At 70.3% G+C, this 17225-nt stretch carries 16 protein-coding genes; 8 read left to right on the top strand and 8 right to left on the bottom strand.

Annotated features, from left to right (window positions below):
• Positions 1–265 precede the first annotated feature (265 nt).
• From NMN56_RS24760 to NMN56_RS24750, 3 genes are all read right to left on the bottom strand, one after another.
• On the bottom strand, positions 266–1651 hold the full coding sequence (locus tag NMN56_RS24760; protein WP_274043277.1) for a class-II fumarase/aspartase family protein: 1386 nt from the start codon (positions 1649–1651) through the stop codon (positions 266–268).
• A complete protein-coding gene (locus tag NMN56_RS24755) occupies positions 1648–3171 on the bottom strand; it encodes an NAD-dependent succinate-semialdehyde dehydrogenase (protein ID WP_274043278.1) in 1524 nt (507 codons plus the stop codon). Before NMN56_RS24755 ends, NMN56_RS24760 begins: the two co-directional genes overlap by 4 nt.
• Before the next feature lie 106 nt (positions 3172–3277).
• The gene (locus NMN56_RS24750) at positions 3278–3976 is read right to left on the bottom strand and encodes a type 1 glutamine amidotransferase domain-containing protein (protein ID WP_274043279.1); all 699 of its coding nucleotides are present in this window, start codon (positions 3974–3976) and stop codon (positions 3278–3280) included.
• A gap of 692 nt (positions 3977–4668) precedes the next feature.
• On the opposite strand from NMN56_RS24750, the gene NMN56_RS24745 reads away from it, so the two are divergent.
• The 6 genes from NMN56_RS24745 to NMN56_RS24720 all read left to right on the top strand — a co-directional run bounded on the left by NMN56_RS24745 (position 4669) and on the right by NMN56_RS24720 (position 8528).
• Positions 4669–5238 carry a TetR/AcrR family transcriptional regulator gene (locus NMN56_RS24745; protein ID WP_274043280.1) on the top strand — a complete coding sequence of 190 codons (570 nt, stop codon included), beginning with the start codon at positions 4669–4671 and terminating at the stop codon, positions 5236–5238.
• Positions 5239–5597: 359 nt separating this feature from the next.
• The gene (locus tag NMN56_RS24740; protein WP_274043281.1) at positions 5598–6896 is read left to right on the top strand and encodes an MFS transporter; all 1299 of its coding nucleotides are present in this window, start codon (positions 5598–5600) and stop codon (positions 6894–6896) included.
• Positions 6893–7309, top strand: coding sequence for a Dabb family protein (locus tag NMN56_RS24735; protein ID WP_283742506.1), 417 nt, complete (start codon positions 6893–6895; stop codon positions 7307–7309). Before NMN56_RS24740 ends, NMN56_RS24735 begins: the two co-directional genes overlap by 4 nt.
• 442 nt (positions 7310–7751) lie before the next feature.
• Positions 7752–8072, top strand: coding sequence for an SDR family NAD(P)-dependent oxidoreductase (locus NMN56_RS24730; RefSeq protein ID WP_283742505.1), 321 nt, complete (start codon positions 7752–7754; stop codon positions 8070–8072).
• Positions 8065–8268 carry an SDR family NAD(P)-dependent oxidoreductase gene (locus NMN56_RS24725; RefSeq protein WP_274043283.1) on the top strand — a complete coding sequence of 68 codons (204 nt, stop codon included), beginning with the start codon at positions 8065–8067 and terminating at the stop codon, positions 8266–8268. Before NMN56_RS24730 ends, NMN56_RS24725 begins: the two co-directional genes overlap by 8 nt.
• Positions 8265–8528: an SDR family oxidoreductase gene (locus NMN56_RS24720; RefSeq protein WP_274043284.1), complete on the top strand. Its 264-nt coding sequence runs from the start codon at positions 8265–8267 to the stop codon at positions 8526–8528. The genes NMN56_RS24725 and NMN56_RS24720 overlap by 4 nt, the downstream gene beginning before the upstream one ends.
• Positions 8529–8972: 444 nt before the next feature.
• On the opposite strand, the gene NMN56_RS24715 is transcribed toward NMN56_RS24720, so the two are convergent.
• Together NMN56_RS24715 and NMN56_RS24710 are read right to left on the bottom strand one after the other, a co-directional pair.
• Complete coding sequence (locus NMN56_RS24715) at positions 8973–9680, bottom strand: TetR/AcrR family transcriptional regulator (protein WP_274043285.1); 708 nt, start codon at positions 9678–9680, stop codon at positions 8973–8975.
• Positions 9681–9824: 144 nt separating this feature from the next.
• Complete coding sequence (locus NMN56_RS24710; protein ID WP_274043286.1) at positions 9825–10784, bottom strand: NAD-dependent epimerase/dehydratase family protein; 960 nt, start codon at positions 10782–10784, stop codon at positions 9825–9827.
• A gap of 730 nt (positions 10785–11514) precedes the next feature.
• On the opposite strand from NMN56_RS24710, the gene NMN56_RS24705 reads away from it, so the two are divergent.
• Entirely contained in the window at positions 11515–11748 is a 234-nt protein-coding gene (locus tag NMN56_RS24705; protein ID WP_274043287.1) for a hypothetical protein, read from the top strand.
• Positions 11749–12564: 816 nt separating this feature from the next.
• Here NMN56_RS24705 and NMN56_RS24700 read toward each other — a convergent pair.
• Positions 12565–13149, bottom strand: a complete 585-nt coding sequence (locus NMN56_RS24700; RefSeq protein WP_274043288.1) for a TetR/AcrR family transcriptional regulator — start codon at positions 13147–13149, stop codon at positions 12565–12567.
• A 98-nt stretch (positions 13150–13247) separates the two neighbouring features.
• Here NMN56_RS24700 and NMN56_RS24695 point away from each other — a divergent pair, with 98 nt between their 5' ends.
• Positions 13248–13634: a nuclear transport factor 2 family protein gene (locus tag NMN56_RS24695; protein WP_274043289.1), complete on the top strand. Its 387-nt coding sequence runs from the start codon at positions 13248–13250 to the stop codon at positions 13632–13634.
• Between the two features lie 176 nt (positions 13635–13810).
• Here the strand turns inward: NMN56_RS24695 and NMN56_RS24690 are convergent, their stop codons facing one another.
• Positions 13811–15019 carry an NAD(P)/FAD-dependent oxidoreductase gene (locus NMN56_RS24690; RefSeq protein ID WP_274043290.1) on the bottom strand — a complete coding sequence of 403 codons (1209 nt, stop codon included), beginning with the start codon at positions 15017–15019 and terminating at the stop codon, positions 13811–13813.
• Positions 15016–17040, bottom strand: coding sequence for a LodA/GoxA family CTQ-dependent oxidase (locus tag NMN56_RS24685; protein ID WP_274043291.1), 2025 nt, complete (start codon positions 17038–17040; stop codon positions 15016–15018). The genes NMN56_RS24690 and NMN56_RS24685 overlap by 4 nt, the downstream gene beginning before the upstream one ends.
• Positions 17041–17225 lie beyond the last annotated feature (185 nt).

The following is a 17225-nucleotide window of genomic DNA, read 5'->3' as shown; positions in this document are numbered from 1 at the left end:
ACCTCCCGCACAGCCAGGCCCTCGACCCGTCGGATACACCGTGCCGGAGCTCCTTGGAACTGCCGCCTTCGCGATGGAGGCGCGCCTGACAGCCCGCGGGAAGCGCTCGACCAGCAGCATTGATCCGGTCCGAGACACCGCTCCGTCGCCGCCGCCTTCAACACGGACAAGGGGTAGGGCCTGATACCCGATACGCGTCTTCACCTGAGAACTAACCCGCGGAACCAGACACCCACCACCCGAACCAAACGCTCAACGAGGCCGCTCACAGCGCCGGTTCTGCCGTGTTCGCTGGTCCGGGACGGTCGGAGGGGGCTATGACGGAGCGGGTCATGGCCCTCGCGCTGCCGAGGTAGGCGGCGGGGTCGCACAGTTGTCGTATCCGGTGTTCACCGAGGTTCGCGACGATGGCCCGGTTCTGCGACAGCGCGTCGGCGAGGGGGGTCGAGTTTTCCGCAGCCCGGGCGCATATCTCGTAGACGAGGTGATGGGCGCGCTGTCGGCCGAGCTGAGGTGCGAGGGCCATCATGACGGCCTCAGCCAGGATGAGCCCTCCCGTCAGGTCGACGTTGGAGCGCATGCGCCTGGTGTCGATCCGCAGGCCGGATACGGCGTGCGTGGCCTGGGCGAGAGAAGAGGACAGGAGGAGGAACGCCTCGGGGACGACGGCCCATTCGATGTGCCAGGGGCCCGTGGCACGTTCGAAGTCCTGTAGCGCGGCGTCCAGCACGGCCGAGGACTTGTCCCGCAGAAGTCTGGCAGCAGCGATCATGAGCTCGCTGGAGATGGGGTTGCGTTTCTGGGGCATGGTGGAGCTCGCGCCCCGCCCGGGGGTGTAGGGCTCCGCTGCCTCTGCGATCTCTGTCGAGCACATGAGGGCGATGTCTGTGCCGATCTTGCCGACGGACGCGCCGATGGCAGCCAGGAGCCCGACGATCGAGGTGAGGCCGTCGCGTGCGACATGCCAGGTGATCTCCGGGTTCCGCAGCCCCAGTTCCGCGGCGAGTTCTGCGCGCACGCGCAGAGCCTCGGGGCCGGGGCCGAGGGAGGCCAGGGTGCCGGCGGCGCCGCCGAACTGCACCATGAGGTCGCGTCGTCGCACCTCGGCAAGGCGTTCGGCGTGCCGGTCCAGCGCGGAGAGCCAGACCGCGGCACGGTAGCCGAAGGTGATGGGCAGGGCGTGCTGGAGGTGGGTCCGTCCGGCGGTGACGGTGTCGATGTGTGTGGCGGCCAGCCGGCGCAGCGCTTCGCGGAGTTCGTCGAGTGCGGCGCTGATCAGGGACAGTCCGCGGGCGCACTGCACCATGGTCGCCGTGTCCATGATGTCCTGGGTGGTGGCGCCCCAGTGCAGGTATCCACCGTCGTCGCCGCACTGCTCGGAGAGCTGGGAGACGAGGGGAAGGATCGGGTAGCCGACATTTTCGGTCTCGCGGCGCAGTCGTTCACGGTCGAGCCGCTGTGGGTCGCAGGCCGCGGCGATGGCGTCCGCTGCGCTTCGGGGGATGACCCCGAAGCGGGCCTGTGCCCGCGCCAGGGCCACCTCGACGCGGGTCACCGTCTCCACGTACGTGTCATCGCTGAAGACGGTGCGCATCCGGGACGTTCCGAACATGTCGCGGAACAGCGCGGAGTCGTAGACGGTGCTGCTCATCGGCTGTGCTCCGGTTCCGCGCTGTCCTCGACGACGTCGGTCCCCCGCGTGGCCGGCGTCATGTCGATGGCGAGGTACTTCTGCTCCAGGTACTCGTCGATGCCGGTGTTGCCGCCCTCGCGGCCGATGCCGGACTGCTTCATGCCGCCGAAGGGTGCGCTGGGGTCGGACACGTAGCCACGGTTGAGGCCGACCATGCCGGTCTCCAGCCGCTCGCTCATGCGCAGGGCCCGGTTCACGTCCTGGGTGTAGAGGTAGCCGACGAGGCCGAACTCGGTGTCGTTGGCCGCGTGGAGCGCCTCGTCCTCGGTGGTGAAGGTCTGGATCGCCGCGACCGGGCCGAAGATCTCCTCTCGGGTGATCCGCGCGCCGACGGGTATCCCGGTGAGGACGGTGGGGGGATAGAAGTAGCCGGGGCCGTCCGGCAGCACCGCTCCCGTCCGTACCCGGGCGCCGGCCGCGATCGTCTCGTCGACCAGGTCGGCGACGCGGCGCCGCTGGCGCTCGTCGATCAGCGGTCCCAGGTCGGTTGCCGGGTCGGTGCCCGGACCGAGGGTGAGCGCCTCCATGCGCGCGGTCAGTCTCCGGGTGAACTCCTCGACGACACCGGCGTGGACGTGGAAGCGGTTGGCGGCGATGCACGCCTCTCCGACGTTGCGCAGCTTGGCGGTCATCGCGCCGTCGACAGCGGCATCGAGGTCGGCGTCCTCGCACACGAGGAACGGCGCGTTGCCGCCGAGCTCCATCGAGGTGCGCAGCACGGTGCCGGCGGCCTGCGCGAGGAGGAGGCGCCCGACGGGGGTGGACCCGGTGAAGGACAGTTTGCGCAGTCTGCCGTCCCGGAGGAGGGGTTCGGTGACAGCGGCGGCCCGGGTGGTGGGGACGACGTTGAGCACACCGTCGGGCAGGCCGGCCTCCGCGAGCACGCCGGCGAGCGCCGCCGTCGTGAGCGGTGTCTGCGGGGCGGGCTTGACGACCATGGTGCAGCCGGCTGCCACGGCCGGCCCGATCTTGCGGGCCGGCATCGCCAGCGGCGCGTTCCACGGGGTGATCAGCACGCAGGGGCCCACCGGCTGGCGGGTGACCAGGACGCGGGCGGTGCCGTCCTCGCTGACCTTCCAGGTGCCGTCGATACGCACCGCTTCCTCACCGAACCAGCGCAGGTAGTCGGCGCCGTAGCGGACCTCAGCCCGGGACTCTGCCAGTGACTTGCCCATCTCCGCGGTGATCAGCAGCGCGAATTCCTCGATGCGCTCCAGCAGGAGGTCGTGGGCGCGGCGCAGGATCCCGGCCCGGCGGCGGGGAGGAACCGCCGCCCAGTCGGCCTGGGCCGCGTGTGCGGCATCGAGGGCGGCTGCCCCGTCGGCCGGCGCGGCGTCGGCCACCTCGCACAGCGTCCGGCCGGTGGCCGGGTCGTACACCGCGAACGTGGCGTCTGCCGTCGCGGGCCGCCACCGGCCGGCGATGAGCAGCCCCTTCTCCACACGGCCGATGACGTCGTCCGGCGTGACTGTCTTCATGGAACTCTTCTTTCTGGGGTGCGCCGTATGGCTGGTTCACCGGTGGCGCACGAAGGGTGGCCCCTCGTACGGGCGAAGGGCCACCCTGCGTGCGCCGGGTGGTGTGTCAGCGCAGCGCGGCGATCATGTCCTCGGCCAGCCTGGTGCTGGAGGCGGGGTTCTGGCCGGTGAAGAGGTTGCCGTCGATGATGTTGTGCTGCTGCCACGCCGTTCCACCGGTGTGGATCGCGCCCGTCTCCCGCAGGCGGGAGGCGAGCAGCCACGGAGCGCCCTCGGCGGTGCCGAACAGCTGCTCCTCCTCATCGGTGAACGCCGTCATCCTGCGGCCGGCGAAGAGCCAGTTGCCGTCCTCGTCCTTGGCACTCAGCAGTGCGGCCGGACCGTGGCAGACCGCGCCGATGAGCTTGCCGTCCTTGTCCGCCTTTGCCAGCAGACGGCCCAGGTCGGCGTCCTGGAAGAGGTCGATGACCGGGCCGTGGCCGCCTGGCAGCACCACCGCGACGTAGTCGTCGAAATCGACCTCGTCGAGCTTCAGCAGCGGGCCGAACTCCTTCAGCGCCTTCTGCGCGTGTGCCACGTAGTGACCGCACTCCTCCCCCGCGACCGCCGGGTCGGCGCTGTGCTCGTCCAGCGGCTGCAGCACCCCGCCCGGAGAAGCGAAGTCGACCGGGTAACCGGCCTCCACGAACTTCTCGTGCGGAGCGGCCAGTTCCTCCGCCCAGTAACCCGTCGGGTACTTCGATCCGTCGGTGCGCTCCCACACGTCGGCGGCCGACATGACGAGGAGAACCTTTCCCTTGCTCATACGAGTTCCTTTTCCGTGGAAAACCGTCCGGGGCAAGCGGCGACTTGCCCCGAAAGTCGTTGGTCGGGCGTTGTCCGATTGCGGCAGAGGACATAAGCGCGTCCCCTGTTGCCCGCCCTGAGGACGTACATCCAGCATGGTCTTCCGCCGGCCCCCGCGGACGCCGATAGCAGGCCCTGCGCGACAGCGGACCCGGCAGACTAGGACTCGCAGACCTACGCGGGAAACACCCACACACACCCACAACCGCGATGCTGCGCGGCATGGCCAACAACAACCGTGAGCTGGGAAGTTGCTGCGGAAGGCGCGCAGCCAGGTGGACCCCGAGCAGGCCGGTCTTCCGCAGGACAGCCGGACGCGACGTGTTCCGGGCCGGGGCACGGCGTGGTTCCGGGCCTGCGCCGTGAAGAGCGTGCATGCCGCCGGGGTACGCCTACAGCCACGCACGCCGTCCACCGGCGGGCAGCCGCGAGGCCGAAAGCCTGGAGTGCGAAGAGGACGCACCGCCACCCTCGCCGGGTACGTCGGCGCGTGGTCACCAAGGTGACCACCGAAGCCGAACAGCTGCCCCTCCCCCGGCCGCGCTCGGGTCACCTGCTGTCACCGTCACTCACGGCCGCCCCGCCGCGCCCCGACACAGCCCCCTTGGCGGCGCGTTTGACAGTCCTAAGTGTGAGTGGTTTATTACTCATATGCCGAAGCCCACCGCACAACGACAGCTTTCGACCGCCGACGAACGGCGGAGGACAGTCCTCCAGACCGCGGTCAGCGCGTTCGCGGACCGGGGTTACTTCGGTACGAGGACCGCGGACGTGGCGCAGCGGGCAGGCATCTCGCAGGCGTACATCTACCGGCTCTTCCCCGACAAGGAGGCGCTGTTCGTGGCGGTGGTGGAGCACTGTTTCGCCCGGGTCCGCGAGAGCCTCGGTGACGGGGCCGCCGCGGCGAAGGGGAGTTCCGCACAGGAGGTCCTGGACGTGATGGGGAACGCGTACGCCGAACTCATCTCGGACCGCGACCTGCTGCTGCTCCAGCTCCACGCACAGTGCGCGGCAGCCGCTGAGCCGGCCATCCGTGAGGTGGTGCGCAGTGGTTACGCGCGTCTGGTCGAGTACGTACGGGGGGTCTCCGGCGCCCCGGAGGCCGACGTCCAGCGGTTCTTCGCCGTGGGCATGCTGTGTCATCTCGTGGTCGCCCTCGGCGCCCATGAGCTGGACACCCCGTGGGCCCGGACGCTGTCCGACGGGCTTCGGCACTACTGAGATCCCGTAGCCGATCGACGCAGAGAGGAGGTGATCTCATGCACCGCACCGTCGCGGCCCGTTGGGCCGCACTCGTTCCGCTGGCCGTACTGGACGCAGCGCTGTTCATGATGTGGCGCTGAGCGCCGCGCCACGATCTCCGCGGCTCCTTTTTTTGACCGCGAGAGTGAGTGGTTAACCACACATAGACCTGAACCCAAGGAGGACCGACATGCCACCCATCACCACCGCCACCCCCGCTTCGAGCGCGGAACGGCTCGCCTGGAAGGCCACGCTGACCATCCTGCTGCTCGCGCTGGCCTTCATGGTCACGCTCTGGAACTGACCGCCGACGACTCGTTCGCGAAAGGAGGGTGGCCATGACCCTCAGCACGGCGCAGCCCGTCCCGGCGCGGCAGGCACCACCGACACGCGCGGCCCGCGCCGCCGTACTGGCCTCGGCCACGCTGACGCTCATGGCCGCGGCGATCATCGCGCCCGGACTGCCCGCGATGAGCGAGGAGTTCGCCGAAGCACCAGGCGGGGGGCTCCTCGTCCGCTTCGTGGTGACCATCACCTCGCTCGCCATCGCCGTCAGCGCGCCGGTGTCCGGGCTGATCGCCGACCGTCTCGGGCGACGTTCACTGCTGGTGTCCGGCCTCGTGCTGTACGCCGTCAGCGGCACGGCCGGATTCTTCGCCACCGACCTGTACGTGCTGCTCGCCACGCGGGCGCTGCTCGGCGTCGCGGTGGGCGGGATCATGACGGCGGTCAGCGCGACCATCACCGACTGGTTCGAGGGGGCGCGACGGGCCTCGTTCCTCGGGTTGCAGCAGGCGTTCGCGAGCCTGGGCGGCGTCGTCTTCCTGCCGCTGGGCGGAGTCCTGGCCGGGGTCGACTGGCGTGCGCCGTTCTGGCTGTACGCCGTATCGGCCGCCGTCGCAGTCCTCGCGTTCACCGCTCTGCGGGAGGCGCCGCGGGGAGCGCGCGACGCAGGTCCTGGGGCCGGGGAGCCCCCGCCGCTCGGGCAGCCTCCGCGGCGCAGCGGGGCGGGCCGCATCGCCGGTGTGTACGCGCTGGCGCTCGTCGCGACGCTCGCGTTCTACATGGGACCCACCCAACTACCGTTCCTGCTGCAGGACTTCGGCAGCAGCCCCGGCGTCGTCGGCGCGGTGGTCGCCGGGAGCACGCTGTCCGGGACGTTCGGCGCGCTGGCCTTCCCGTACCTGCGACGGCGGCTGGCCACCACCGCGATCACCGCCGTCAGCATCGCGCTGCTGGGCACCGGCTGGCTGCTGGTCGGGGCGGCCGGCACGGTCGTCCAGGTTCTGGCCGGGATGCTCGTCGGCGGTACGGGAGTCGGGCTCGTCGTACCCAACCTCAACCTGCGCCTGAGCGAACTCGCCCCCGAGGGGCGGCGTGGACGAGTCCTCAGCGGGCTCGTCACGGGAATCTTCCTCGGACAGTTCCTCTCGCCACTGGCCCTCCAACCCCTCATCCACGCGGCCGGCCTCGCGGGCGCGTTCGCGTGGACGGGAGTGGCGATGGCTGCCGGGGCGGCCCTGGTCGGCCTCGTGACCAGCCTGGCCCGCCGAACCCGCGTGGCCGGGACAGGGGCCCGCCACACATCAACCACATCAACCACAGAAATGAACTCCGGAAAGGGAGCACCTCAATGATCCACCACTGTGTCCGCTTCACCACCAGGCCCGGCACGACGCCGGCACAGCTCGAAGACGCCCTCGCCAGCCTGCGCAACCAGGGCGAGGTCATCCCCTCCGTACGCTCCTTCCTCGTCGGCCGCGACCACGGCGGCGGGTACGAGTGGGGCGCCACCTTCCAGATAGACGACCTGGAGGGCTACTGGGAATACCTCATCCACCCCGCCCACCGCCGCACCGACGAGATCGGGCTGCCGCTGGTCGACAAGTTCGTCTCCTTCGACATCACCGACGACCCCGACCCCGAATCCGGCGACAAGATCGCCGAGCTGCACCAGCGCCGCTTCGACGCCGACCCCGGCCTCACCGAACTCGTCTCCAACATCAACCAGTACGAAGGCAGCGCCGCCCCCGGCCCCCACGCAGCCTGACGCCCGTCCGGGAGGCGGGGCGCGGCGGACTGTCACCGCCGCGCCCCGCCTCCCGGCGTCGCCACCGCTTCAGGGCGGCGCTCTTGCCTCAGGCCCTGTGGCCCCCGCGATCACCTTCCGCGCCGTTTTTGAACCGGCCCGGAAGGTGATCGCTGCCGCGCCGTGCGGACAGCACCCGGCACGCCCGCCCCGGCGTCGCATCGCTGGCACAGCAAAGACATCCGCCCACCGGTTTCGCCTTCGCTCTCAGGGCGCGGTCGGGCGGACACACCAAGCCGCCACTTCCCGCCCCGACTTCACCAACACGGACCTGGTGTCGGCCTTCGCCGCCAACGCCCTGCCGACCCGAACCACCGCCGGGGCCGCCCCCTCAACGCCTGGCGCCGCCGGACAGGTCCAGGGGCGGGTGCGTTCCATGATCACCAGGGGGTTTGATCGCCGCATGAGGGACACGAAGGGAATCCTGGCCGGTAAAACCGTCATGAACACGGGTGCGTCGAGCGGTGTCGGAGAGGCAGCCGCTCGCCTGTTCGCCGCCGAGGGCGCTGCGGTTCTCCTGATGGCCCGCCGCGAGGACGTACTGAACCAACTGGCTCGGGAGATGACCGACTCGGGCGGCCGGGCAGCGGTCAGCAGGGGCGACGTCGCGGTCCCCGAGGACGTACAGCGCGCCGTGGACGCGGCCCGTGAGCACTTCGGCTCCCCTGGACGCGGCATTCAACAACGCGGGCTTCTCCGGCGAGGACCTGTCCCCGATGCATGAGCTCGACCAGGCCGTCTTCGACCGCACGATGGCCGTCAACGTCAACGGCACCTGGAACTGTCTGCGCTCCCAGATCCCGGTGATGCTCGAAGCCGGCAAGGGCGCGATCGTCAACACGTCCAGCACCGCGGCACCATGGGGGCCACCGGAGCCCCCGTGCCCTACACCGCCGCGAAGCACGCGGTACTCGGTATGACCAGAGCCGCAGCGGCCGAGTACGCGGCACACGACATTCGCATCAACACACTCGTCGTCGGCACCACCCGCACGGAGATGATCGACCAAGCGGTGGATACCTACCCGGAGTTGGGGACGGCGTTCGTCGCCCGTCAGATGCAGAAGCGCATGGCAGATCCCGCCGAGATCGCCGAGGCGGCCCTGTGGCTGTGCAGCGACCGCGCTTCCTTCGCCACGGGGTCGGCGCTGGCCGTGGACGGCGGTTGGACGGCCAACTGACGGCTGACGAGGGTGGGAGGCGGCAGATGGGTCGGGGCCCGGCCATGGAATGCGTTGATGATGACCGGGCCCGCGCCGCCAGGGCCGGCCGCGCCGGGTGCGCTCACGTGACACGGGGGCAAGCAGCGCTGACACGGGGGCACCCGACCGCCAGGGCGGTCGGGTGCGCAGGGTGAGCGGTACGCGGCCACGGCCTCCCGGTGACCGACCCCGAGGTCGAGCAGGAAGCGGCCGGGGTATGGGCCGGTGGCCCGGTGGTAGGACTCGGCGACGGCGGCCGAGCGTTGGACCAGATGTTGACGACGCCGGTGGCGACGGCGATTGGGCTGGTGCCGGCTGAGCATGTGGGCCGTTGCATGACACGTCCGCAGCGCGGACAGCGGCACCGGGTGTCGGCTGGGCTGCCCGCGCTGCGGTGACACGGCGGGGAAAGTGCTCTGGCGGTCAGGGGAGTTGAAAGGTGTCGGCCAAGAGTGCCGTCTGGACGTTGAGCAGGGTGGCGGGGTCGTGTCCCATGCCGGTGAACTGGCCTGTGATCTCCAGGCTGACCGTGCCGTGCATCTGGGGCCAGGTCATCACGGCCCCGGTCAGCGCGTTGGCCGCGGCAAAGCCGTCGGCGTCCTGGCCCGTCCACTGCTCGACCCAGGCCGCCACCTCGGGCTCCTCGCGCAACCACACCCGCAGCTGCGTGAGGAGCGGGTCCACGGAGGCCAGTGGCCGACCCTCGGTGAAGACGGACAGGAAAGGGCCCAGGACGGAGCGCGCCTTCAGTACGGTCTCGGCCGGCGCCGTGAAGCCGGCCACCGGGGTGCCCTGGATGAGCAGGTACAGGTGTGGCTGGGCGACGGCCCATACTCGGTAGGCGCTGGTCAGGGCGTGGAGCGCGGCCCGCCCGCCGCCTTCGGTGTTCACCGCGTGGACGGCTGCTGCCGCGCCCTGATAGGCGTCGATCACCAGCTCCGCCAGCAGGTCGTCGCGGCTGGCGAAGTAGCGGTAGAGCGCCGGGCCGGACGTCCCGATCTCCTTCGCGATCCGCAGGAGCGCCACGCCCTCGACGCCGCCGGCGGCGAGCTGCCTTACGGCCACTTCCTTGATCTCGGAGCGAGTCTGCTCCCGGTACCGCGCACGCGGACTGTCCGCACGGGCTGTCATTCCCCGCCTCCTGTCGTTGTTCGCGCCGGATCGCATGGTTCAGCTCATATCGTATGCGTGACCGTATCGCTGCTGCGACAGAGCGAAACCCTCTCCCGGTCCTCTTCGGGTGAGGGCTGCCGCCGAACGCGTATGACCTGCGGGTCAGCCCTTCGCCGTGGAGGCGAGGAAGCCTCGGTACCACTCCAGGGTCTGCTTCAGAGTGGTCTCGATCGGGGTGGGTTCGACACCGAACTCCCGCTGGAAGGCGGTGGAGTCCATGATCTGCGGCTCGGTGTGCTGGTAGAACAGCTCGGCGTAGGAGTTCATGAACGTCTCGTCGAACGGCCCGAAGGCGCGCGGCTCGTCCATCGTTCCGATCCGGAGCGGGTGGCCCACCAGCTCGCCCAGCGCGGTGAGGATCTCGCGCGTCGTACGAGCGGGGGCGGTGGGCAGGTGCCAGGCCCGGCCGTCTCCTGAGGGGTTCTCGCCGAGTACGGCCAGGCCTCGGGCCACGTCGAGGATGTTGGTGTAGCTGTGCGCCAGGTCGATGTCGCCGAGCGCCAGAACCTCGCCGCCGGTGAGCGCGGCCGGGAAGACGGCCCCGCCCAGCGTGGAGTTCAGCACCCGGGGGCCGACGAAGTCCGCCGAGCGGCCCAGCACGACCTTCGCACGGCCCTCCTTGTGCGCGGCGAGGTAGTTCTCGTCCAGCGCGGCACGCATCCTGCCCTTCGCCGTGGTCGCCCGCCACGGAGTGTCCTCCGTCATGACCTCGCCGTGCGTCTCGCCGTAGGGATACACCGTGTCCAGGACGACCAGGCGCGCGCCGGTGCGCGCCACCGCGCCCAGAACCGCCTCCTGGATGCCGGGCATGACATCGACCTGGAGGTGATAGGCGACGTTGACGCAGTGGTAGACGACGTCCGCGTCCTCGATCGCGGCGAGCGCCCCCTCCACCGTGCCGACGTCCCCGGCGAGCCGCTCGACGCCGTCCAGCGGCTCACCGGATCCGGCACGGTCGACCAGCCGGACCGCGTGCCCGCGGCGCGCGAGCTCCAGGGCGACGGAGGTGCCCGCAGGGCCGGCCCCCAGAACGGTGTGGAGCGGACCCGGTAGTGCAGCCATGAGGCAATCCTTTCGGTAGCGGCGACGAACACCATCGCCGTTAGCGGTAAGTGCGAACGTTATACATCGTAACTGAAGTTTCTGTGCATCGCCAACACGGTGAAGGACGGGCGGAGCGCTTCACCGCGGGAAGGTCCAGCGCTGTGGTGGGTCTGCGCCGGCCTCAACGGGTCTGCGCCGGCCTCAAGGTGCTCCCCCCGCAAGGCGCTCCGCCGCAAGGGCTCGTCGTCTGGCCGACCAGCGGGTCCGGTCAGCACCGGAAATGACGGCTCCGATGGTCCGCCCTTGCCCGTTCGAGACGCCGTTCACGTACGTGTTCCATGACCGGCACGGCGGCATGCCGGTTGAACGCGCGGTGCAGCGCGCGAACGGACACGCCCAGGGCCTCCGCGATCGCTCTGGGGCTGAGGTCGGGTTCGGTGAGCAGCCGGTCCTGAGAGCGAGCAGGTCGCGTCTTCCTGTCTTGACGCGGTGCGCGCCTTTGCTGTGTCTCGGCAGCGTTACCGGCGGAGCCCGCTTGTTCTCTATGGCCCGCCCTGTCAGGACAAGGCCGGGCGGAAGCGGAGGTTACGTCGGGCCAGGGGTCGCAAACATGCAGGTCAGAGGCCGGATTCGACGGCAACTCATGGAACTGATCCGAACCGAAGATCGTCTTCATCCAGTGAAAAGGGCCCCGGTGCGCGGACCACCGCCGCACCGGCATGGCCGGAACCCCGAAGAAATGAGCCACATGAAGCTCCGCAAGATCGCGTTCACCCTGCTCGCCGTAACCGCCATGGGCGTAGGCACGGCCGGCGCCGCACACGCCGCCGAAATCGCCCCCGGCTGGGAGCGCTACGGCGTGTACTCCACCGACAGCGAGTGCCAGAGCAAGATGCACGACCTCACCTCCGCCGGGAAGATCGACGGCGGCGAGTGCTACGCCGAAGGCCGCGGCCACGCCCTGGACGTGCACTACAAGTGAGGTAACGCCCGGCCCTGGTGCACACCGTCGCACCGCGACCTCGCCGCACCAGGGCCAGGGCCCACCCCACCGGCAAGCCCGGACCCGAACCCGGTTCCGTAGCCGCCGGCCCTGCAGCCCAACCAGCCGCATCACCCCGCCAACCGGGCCCCCACACCACCAACCGCACACGCGGCCCCGCGCCCGGGGCGGTAGCCTCCCGGCCGGGCAGGCGCAGGCTGACGGCAATGGTGGCGGCCTCGGCGATGTACCCGCCCTTGGCGAGGAACTCGCTCTCCAGTCGCTCGTACTTCTTCATCGGATCGCGCGGATCGCGCAGTCCACGCCGCGGGCGGACAGTACGCGGTCGAGTGCCGGACTCCCTGGCCCGTCAGGCCGTGTACGTCGCTTGACCGCGGTGACGATGGGCAAAGCGCCTGACCTGACGGGGCATCCGCACCCTCTCCGGTCAGGGGTCCTGCCCCACGCAGGTTCGAACCCTGCTCTCTCCGCTCTTCCCGTCTTCCCGCGTGCGAGCCGTCGCCGCCGGACAGGCCCCGCTCGGGCTGCTGCTGAGGGCGCGTGCGGGGCCCCACCCCGAGTACGAAGCCGAGTACGACGCCGCCCTCCACTCACGCCCATACCCCCGCCGACAAGGCGCGCGGAGACCGGGACAAGTCCGCGAAGTCGCTTGTGAGGTGCGGCCGTTCCTCTCAACGGGGCGTTTGCTGCTGTTGACCCGGTCCATGATGTCCAGCGGGATCGTGTCGCCGGCCTGCCTGGTACCCGCAACGGCGACGGGGCTCCGTTCCGCCGGAGCGATGAGCCGGTCGAAGGTCAAGGATCAAGCTGGGGCTCCCCGATGAGCCCCGCGACGAGTTCGCGGACGTATGCCTCGTCCGTATCGGGGATCGAGAAGACCACGCGAAAGTAGAGCGGCGCGACGATCCGGTCCAGGACCTGTTCCAAGGACGGGGGCGGGGGCGCGTCGCCGCGCTCCCGCGCCGTGTCGAGGACGGGGCGGAAGCGCTCGCTGACCCTGCGCAGACACTCGCGCAGTCCCTCGTGCCGCTCGTCGACGTCAGGCGCGACCTCGGCGCGGAAGAACGCGATGCCACCGGGCCTGGAGAGTTCCGCCAGCGTCCAGACCGCCTGATTCTCCAGGTCGGTGCGCAGGTCACCGATCAGCGGGGGCGCGTCGGCGTCGCCGCGGTGGTTGGCGACGTCGGCCAGGAGCGCGGCGAGCGTGCCCCAACGCCGGTAGAGGGTGCTGGAGTTGACCCCGGCGCGCTCGGCGACGGCGGGAAGGGTCACCTGGTCGGCGCCGAACTCGCCCACAAGCGCGACCGCGGCGCTGTGTACGGCGGCACGGACGCGGGCGCTGCGGCCTCCGGGCCGCTTCGTCGATGCGTCAGCGTTCATCCCTCCACCTTAAAGCAGAGAGTTGCGCCTTAGCTGGCGGTGTGCGTACAGTCGCGCTAAAGCGGAGATCACCGCTTTAGCGCTTCGAAGGGAATGCCATGTCCACCAACGAAACCAACCTCGCCCTCGGCCGCAGCTTCCACCAGGCCCTCGTCTCGGGCGACTGGGACGGCATCCGGGCCCTGCTGCACGACGACGCCACCTGGACCCTGCCCGGCGACAACACCATCTCCGGCACAGCCGAAGGCGCCGACGCAGTGGTGGAGCGCGCTCAGCTGATCGCCTCGTACGGCCTCGACTTCGAGCTGCTGCATCTCCTGGTCAGCAGGGAGAACATGGCGCTCTCCCTGCACAACACCGCACGCCGGGAGGACGCCGTGCTGGACGAATACCTGGCCACGGTCTGCCGGCTGCGCGACGGAAAGATCGCGAGCATCGAGACCTACCTCTCCGACGTGCCCGGGATGAACGCCTTCTTCGTCTGACGACACCCGGCCTGGGTTCTGGCCTTCGGCCGGCTCGCCGCTCCGGCGCGACCATGCCTCGGTCCTCCCGGCGTCCGCCCTGAGCCGGGCGGGACCGGCGGCGCACACCGCGGAGACGGGGCGGGCAAGTCGCCCGGGGCCAAACCTCAAACCAGCCGCAGCCGGCCGTCACCGGCTCAGTTGTTGAGCTGGTGTGGTTCCACCAGCCCTGCCGACCGGCCTGGAAACGGGGGGAGGTCGACCAGGCGCCGCGCCCAGAAGGGGCGGTGGATCCAGCGCACCTCCTGGGCGTGAAGGAGGCGGTGGCCGCGCAGGTACGCGGTCCGGGCGGCCAGGACCTTGTGCGCGTAGGCGGCGAGGTCCGAGTCCTCGCCGTAAGGCCCGCGACTCAGGCGGGCATCGACGGCCCGGCCCGCGCTCATCCCGGTGTAGAGGGCGGTGAGGACGCCCTGGGAGGAGAGCGGGTCGAAGGCGACTGCCGCGTCTCCTGCGGCGATCCAGCCGTCTCCGTACACCCGGTCCAGGTGCGCCGTATGTGCGGCTGCCCGGCGGGGCGCGGCAGGTGGCGTGGACGCGGGTCCGTGCCGGCGGGCCCACCGTGACACGTGCCGGGTGCCCAGTATCCGTCGGCGGAAGTAGCGCGCGGTGTACGGGGCGGCGGGCAGGTCGGTGTCGGTGAAGTAGGCGACCAGGCGCCCACCGGAGGGCTGTGGCGCCGTGTACCACCAGCCGTCCTCGTCGGACTCGACGAGCGAACAGCGGTCGGTGTCCTCCGGATCCGCCTCCAGGGGCGCGTGGAGGGCTGCGAGCCGGTCCCGGACCCGCCGCCGGGCCCCGCATCGGACGGCGATCGCGGCGGCGCGGCCCGTGGCGTCGATCACCCAGCGGCACCGCACCGTACGCTCGCCACCGGCCCCGGCGCCGGCAGGGCCCGCGCCGCCGCGCAGCGCCAGAGTCCAGCCGCGGTCCGGCTGCCGCACCGCTCCACGTACGGCCGTGCCCTCCGCGACCTCGGCCCCCGCCACGCGGGCGGCATCGCGCAGTCGCCGGTCGAACAGCCGCCGGTCGAGGTGCCAGCCATGGCCGTGCGGATCGTTGATGAAGTCCACGGCGTGCAGTTCGGCCGAGCCCCACGCCGAAAGATTGCCGTAGCAGGGCAGATGCCCGGACCCGAGAACGCGGTCGGCGACGCCGAGGTCGCCGAGCAGCACCCGCCCGGCGGGCACGAGCGTCTCGCCGGCCTTCGGCGGCCCGGTACCAGCGTCGGCCAGCAGAACCGTACGGCCGGCCCGGGCCAGCGTGAGCGCGGCGGCGCAGCCGGCCGGGCCACCGCCCGCCACCACGACGTCGCAGGTCTCCGCGCCGGGGGCGGGTGCGGGGCTCACAGCGCTTCATGGAAGGGGTCGAGCCTCTCCAGGTACCCGGCGGCGATCTCCTCCTCGCGGAAGCCGGTCGCCTCCACGGCCTCGCTGACGGCCCGCGCCACGTGCTCGGCCTCGACGGTTTCGGGGGCGGGTCCGTCAGCGGGCCAGGTGCCGGCCGCGGCGGCCAGCACGGGCGCACCCGCGTCGAGAACCTGCAAGTTGACGAGGTTCGCCGTGTCCATCGCCTGGTCGAACGGCGATGCGGGGCGTGACTCCACGTGGATGCGGTCGGGGAACTTCCCGTCGCCGACGGTGTAGTCGCGCACCTCGACGATCCCGAGCTTCGGCCAATCCTTGATCATCTGGCTGCGCTGTTCGTTCATGTTGCCGTCGAGGCCGCGCAGCCAGGCCGCTCGCCGTTCGAACGCCTCTTCCCTGGCGCTGTCGTCGCCGCCGGCGGGCGGCGTGTTCACCTTCTCGAAGTCCTCCACCTTGAGTACGTGGTTGGGCACATGGGCAGGCCAGAAGGTCGGCACGTACGGGCTGTAGCGGGGCCCGAGGGCCGGCACCAGGGCCTCGTAGCCGGAGCGGCAGCTCGCGGTGTCGGCCTGCCAGGGTGCGGCCATCCAGCGCGTGAGATCCCCGGGCCCTTGCGCATACAGCGGCCCGTTCTGGACGACCACCTCCTGTGGAGTGAGAGTCGGACCGAAGTCGGGCTCCGCAGCGCCGGAGGGGCGGTGCCGGATGCGGAAGGGTTCGGCGAACATGGTCGGATGCCTGACCGGCCAGGTGACCTCGCACCCGGGGTGGAACGCCTCGGCGGCACAGTTCTCCAGGGCCGCCCGGTCCAGCAACCCCGGCTGTTCCGCGACAGGCGCGTCATCCACTGTGGGGCGGAGCTCCCGTAGCGGCGCTGCCTGGAACGCGCCGTCAGCCCAGCGCCGCAGCATCCAGTCCTGGAACGGGGACAGCGTGCTGTGCTGACGCACGGATTTGGGCTTGCTGGCCATGGCGTCCCCATAGAGCCACGGCCATGGCACAGGAGACATCCCGTCGCGGGAGTAGTCGCGCAGGGCCACGTACATCTGCCGGCGCAGTTCGCGGTTGCGGTCGGAAGGATCGGCGAGTCGTTTCCGCATCGCCGGGGAGAGGAAGAAGTGGGGCCCGTTCCAGCCGAATTGCGTCGCGAAACCCCGGTTGACCCACTGCAGATCGCAGAACCGCCGCAGAATCGGCTCGATGTGATCGGTGAACGAAATCTTCTGCGGGCGGGCCAGGGAACCGGCCTCGACAAAGACATCGAAGAGCAGATCGTAGAGGGTACGGATGGACTTCACACCGGGGGCGTAGTCCGGAGGGCCCACCACGACCCATGCCGGTGCGGCGACCAGGTCCCTGCCTTCGATACGCACCTTCGCCGTCACAGGGCCGTCGGACACGTCGTCGTACCAGGTGTCGTTGTTGGCGACTCCGGTGATCGGTCTGTTCTTGTAGGAGGCGGAGTTTCCCCTGCCACCGAGCACCAGCAGGCGCCCGTCGGAGTGGGTGGAGATCTCGCCGAGATACACCGCTTTGCCCATGACCTTGCCGGAATCGAACTTCTTCGTCTCGGTCATCGAGCCGCGAACGGTCCGGCTTCCGGGGTCGATGACCAGCTTTTTCCGGTCGGCGCCCACGACATCGGCGTTCCGCCGAGCGTATTGCCCGGCCGCGAGCACCTTGCCCTCGGGGATGTCGAGCGGCACATGGAACTGGTACCAGGCGGCCTTTTTGTTGGCCAAGTGCACGGTCCACTGCATCTCGGAAACACCGGCTTCGCCCGGCTTCAGCTCCCGTACGACCTTCCCTGCGGCGTTGCATCCGTACACCCGGAAACGCGCGGCCTGCCTTCGGACCGCCCCCGAACTGTCCTTGTAAGAGCCAGGGGCCGCGGGTTTCTGGTCCGGTGATTCCGGGCCGATGAAGGGCGCTTCGGTGCTGTTGCCCACCCGGGCGACACCAATGGCAGGGTGGATCTTCACCTGCACGATGTGACTGTCCATCGAAGAGCCTTCCCTTGCCGCCCCCCGGGTCGGTTCTCACCGTAAAATCCTGCGATTCCCACCGCACGACGGCACTGCCGAACGGGCGTACCGATGCACCGTGATGCAGCTTCCATGCCCCGTGCACGGTCAAGCGCACCGCCGCCCACCGCACGACGGCGGCCAGAAGCCGCGGGACCGCTGGA

Source organism: Streptomyces iconiensis (assembly GCF_028657195.3).
GTDB lineage: Bacteria > Actinomycetota > Actinomycetes > Streptomycetales > Streptomycetaceae > Streptomyces > Streptomyces iconiensis.
Note: the sequence above shows the minus strand (reverse complement) of the source record. Positions and strands in the feature narration are given on the sequence as shown.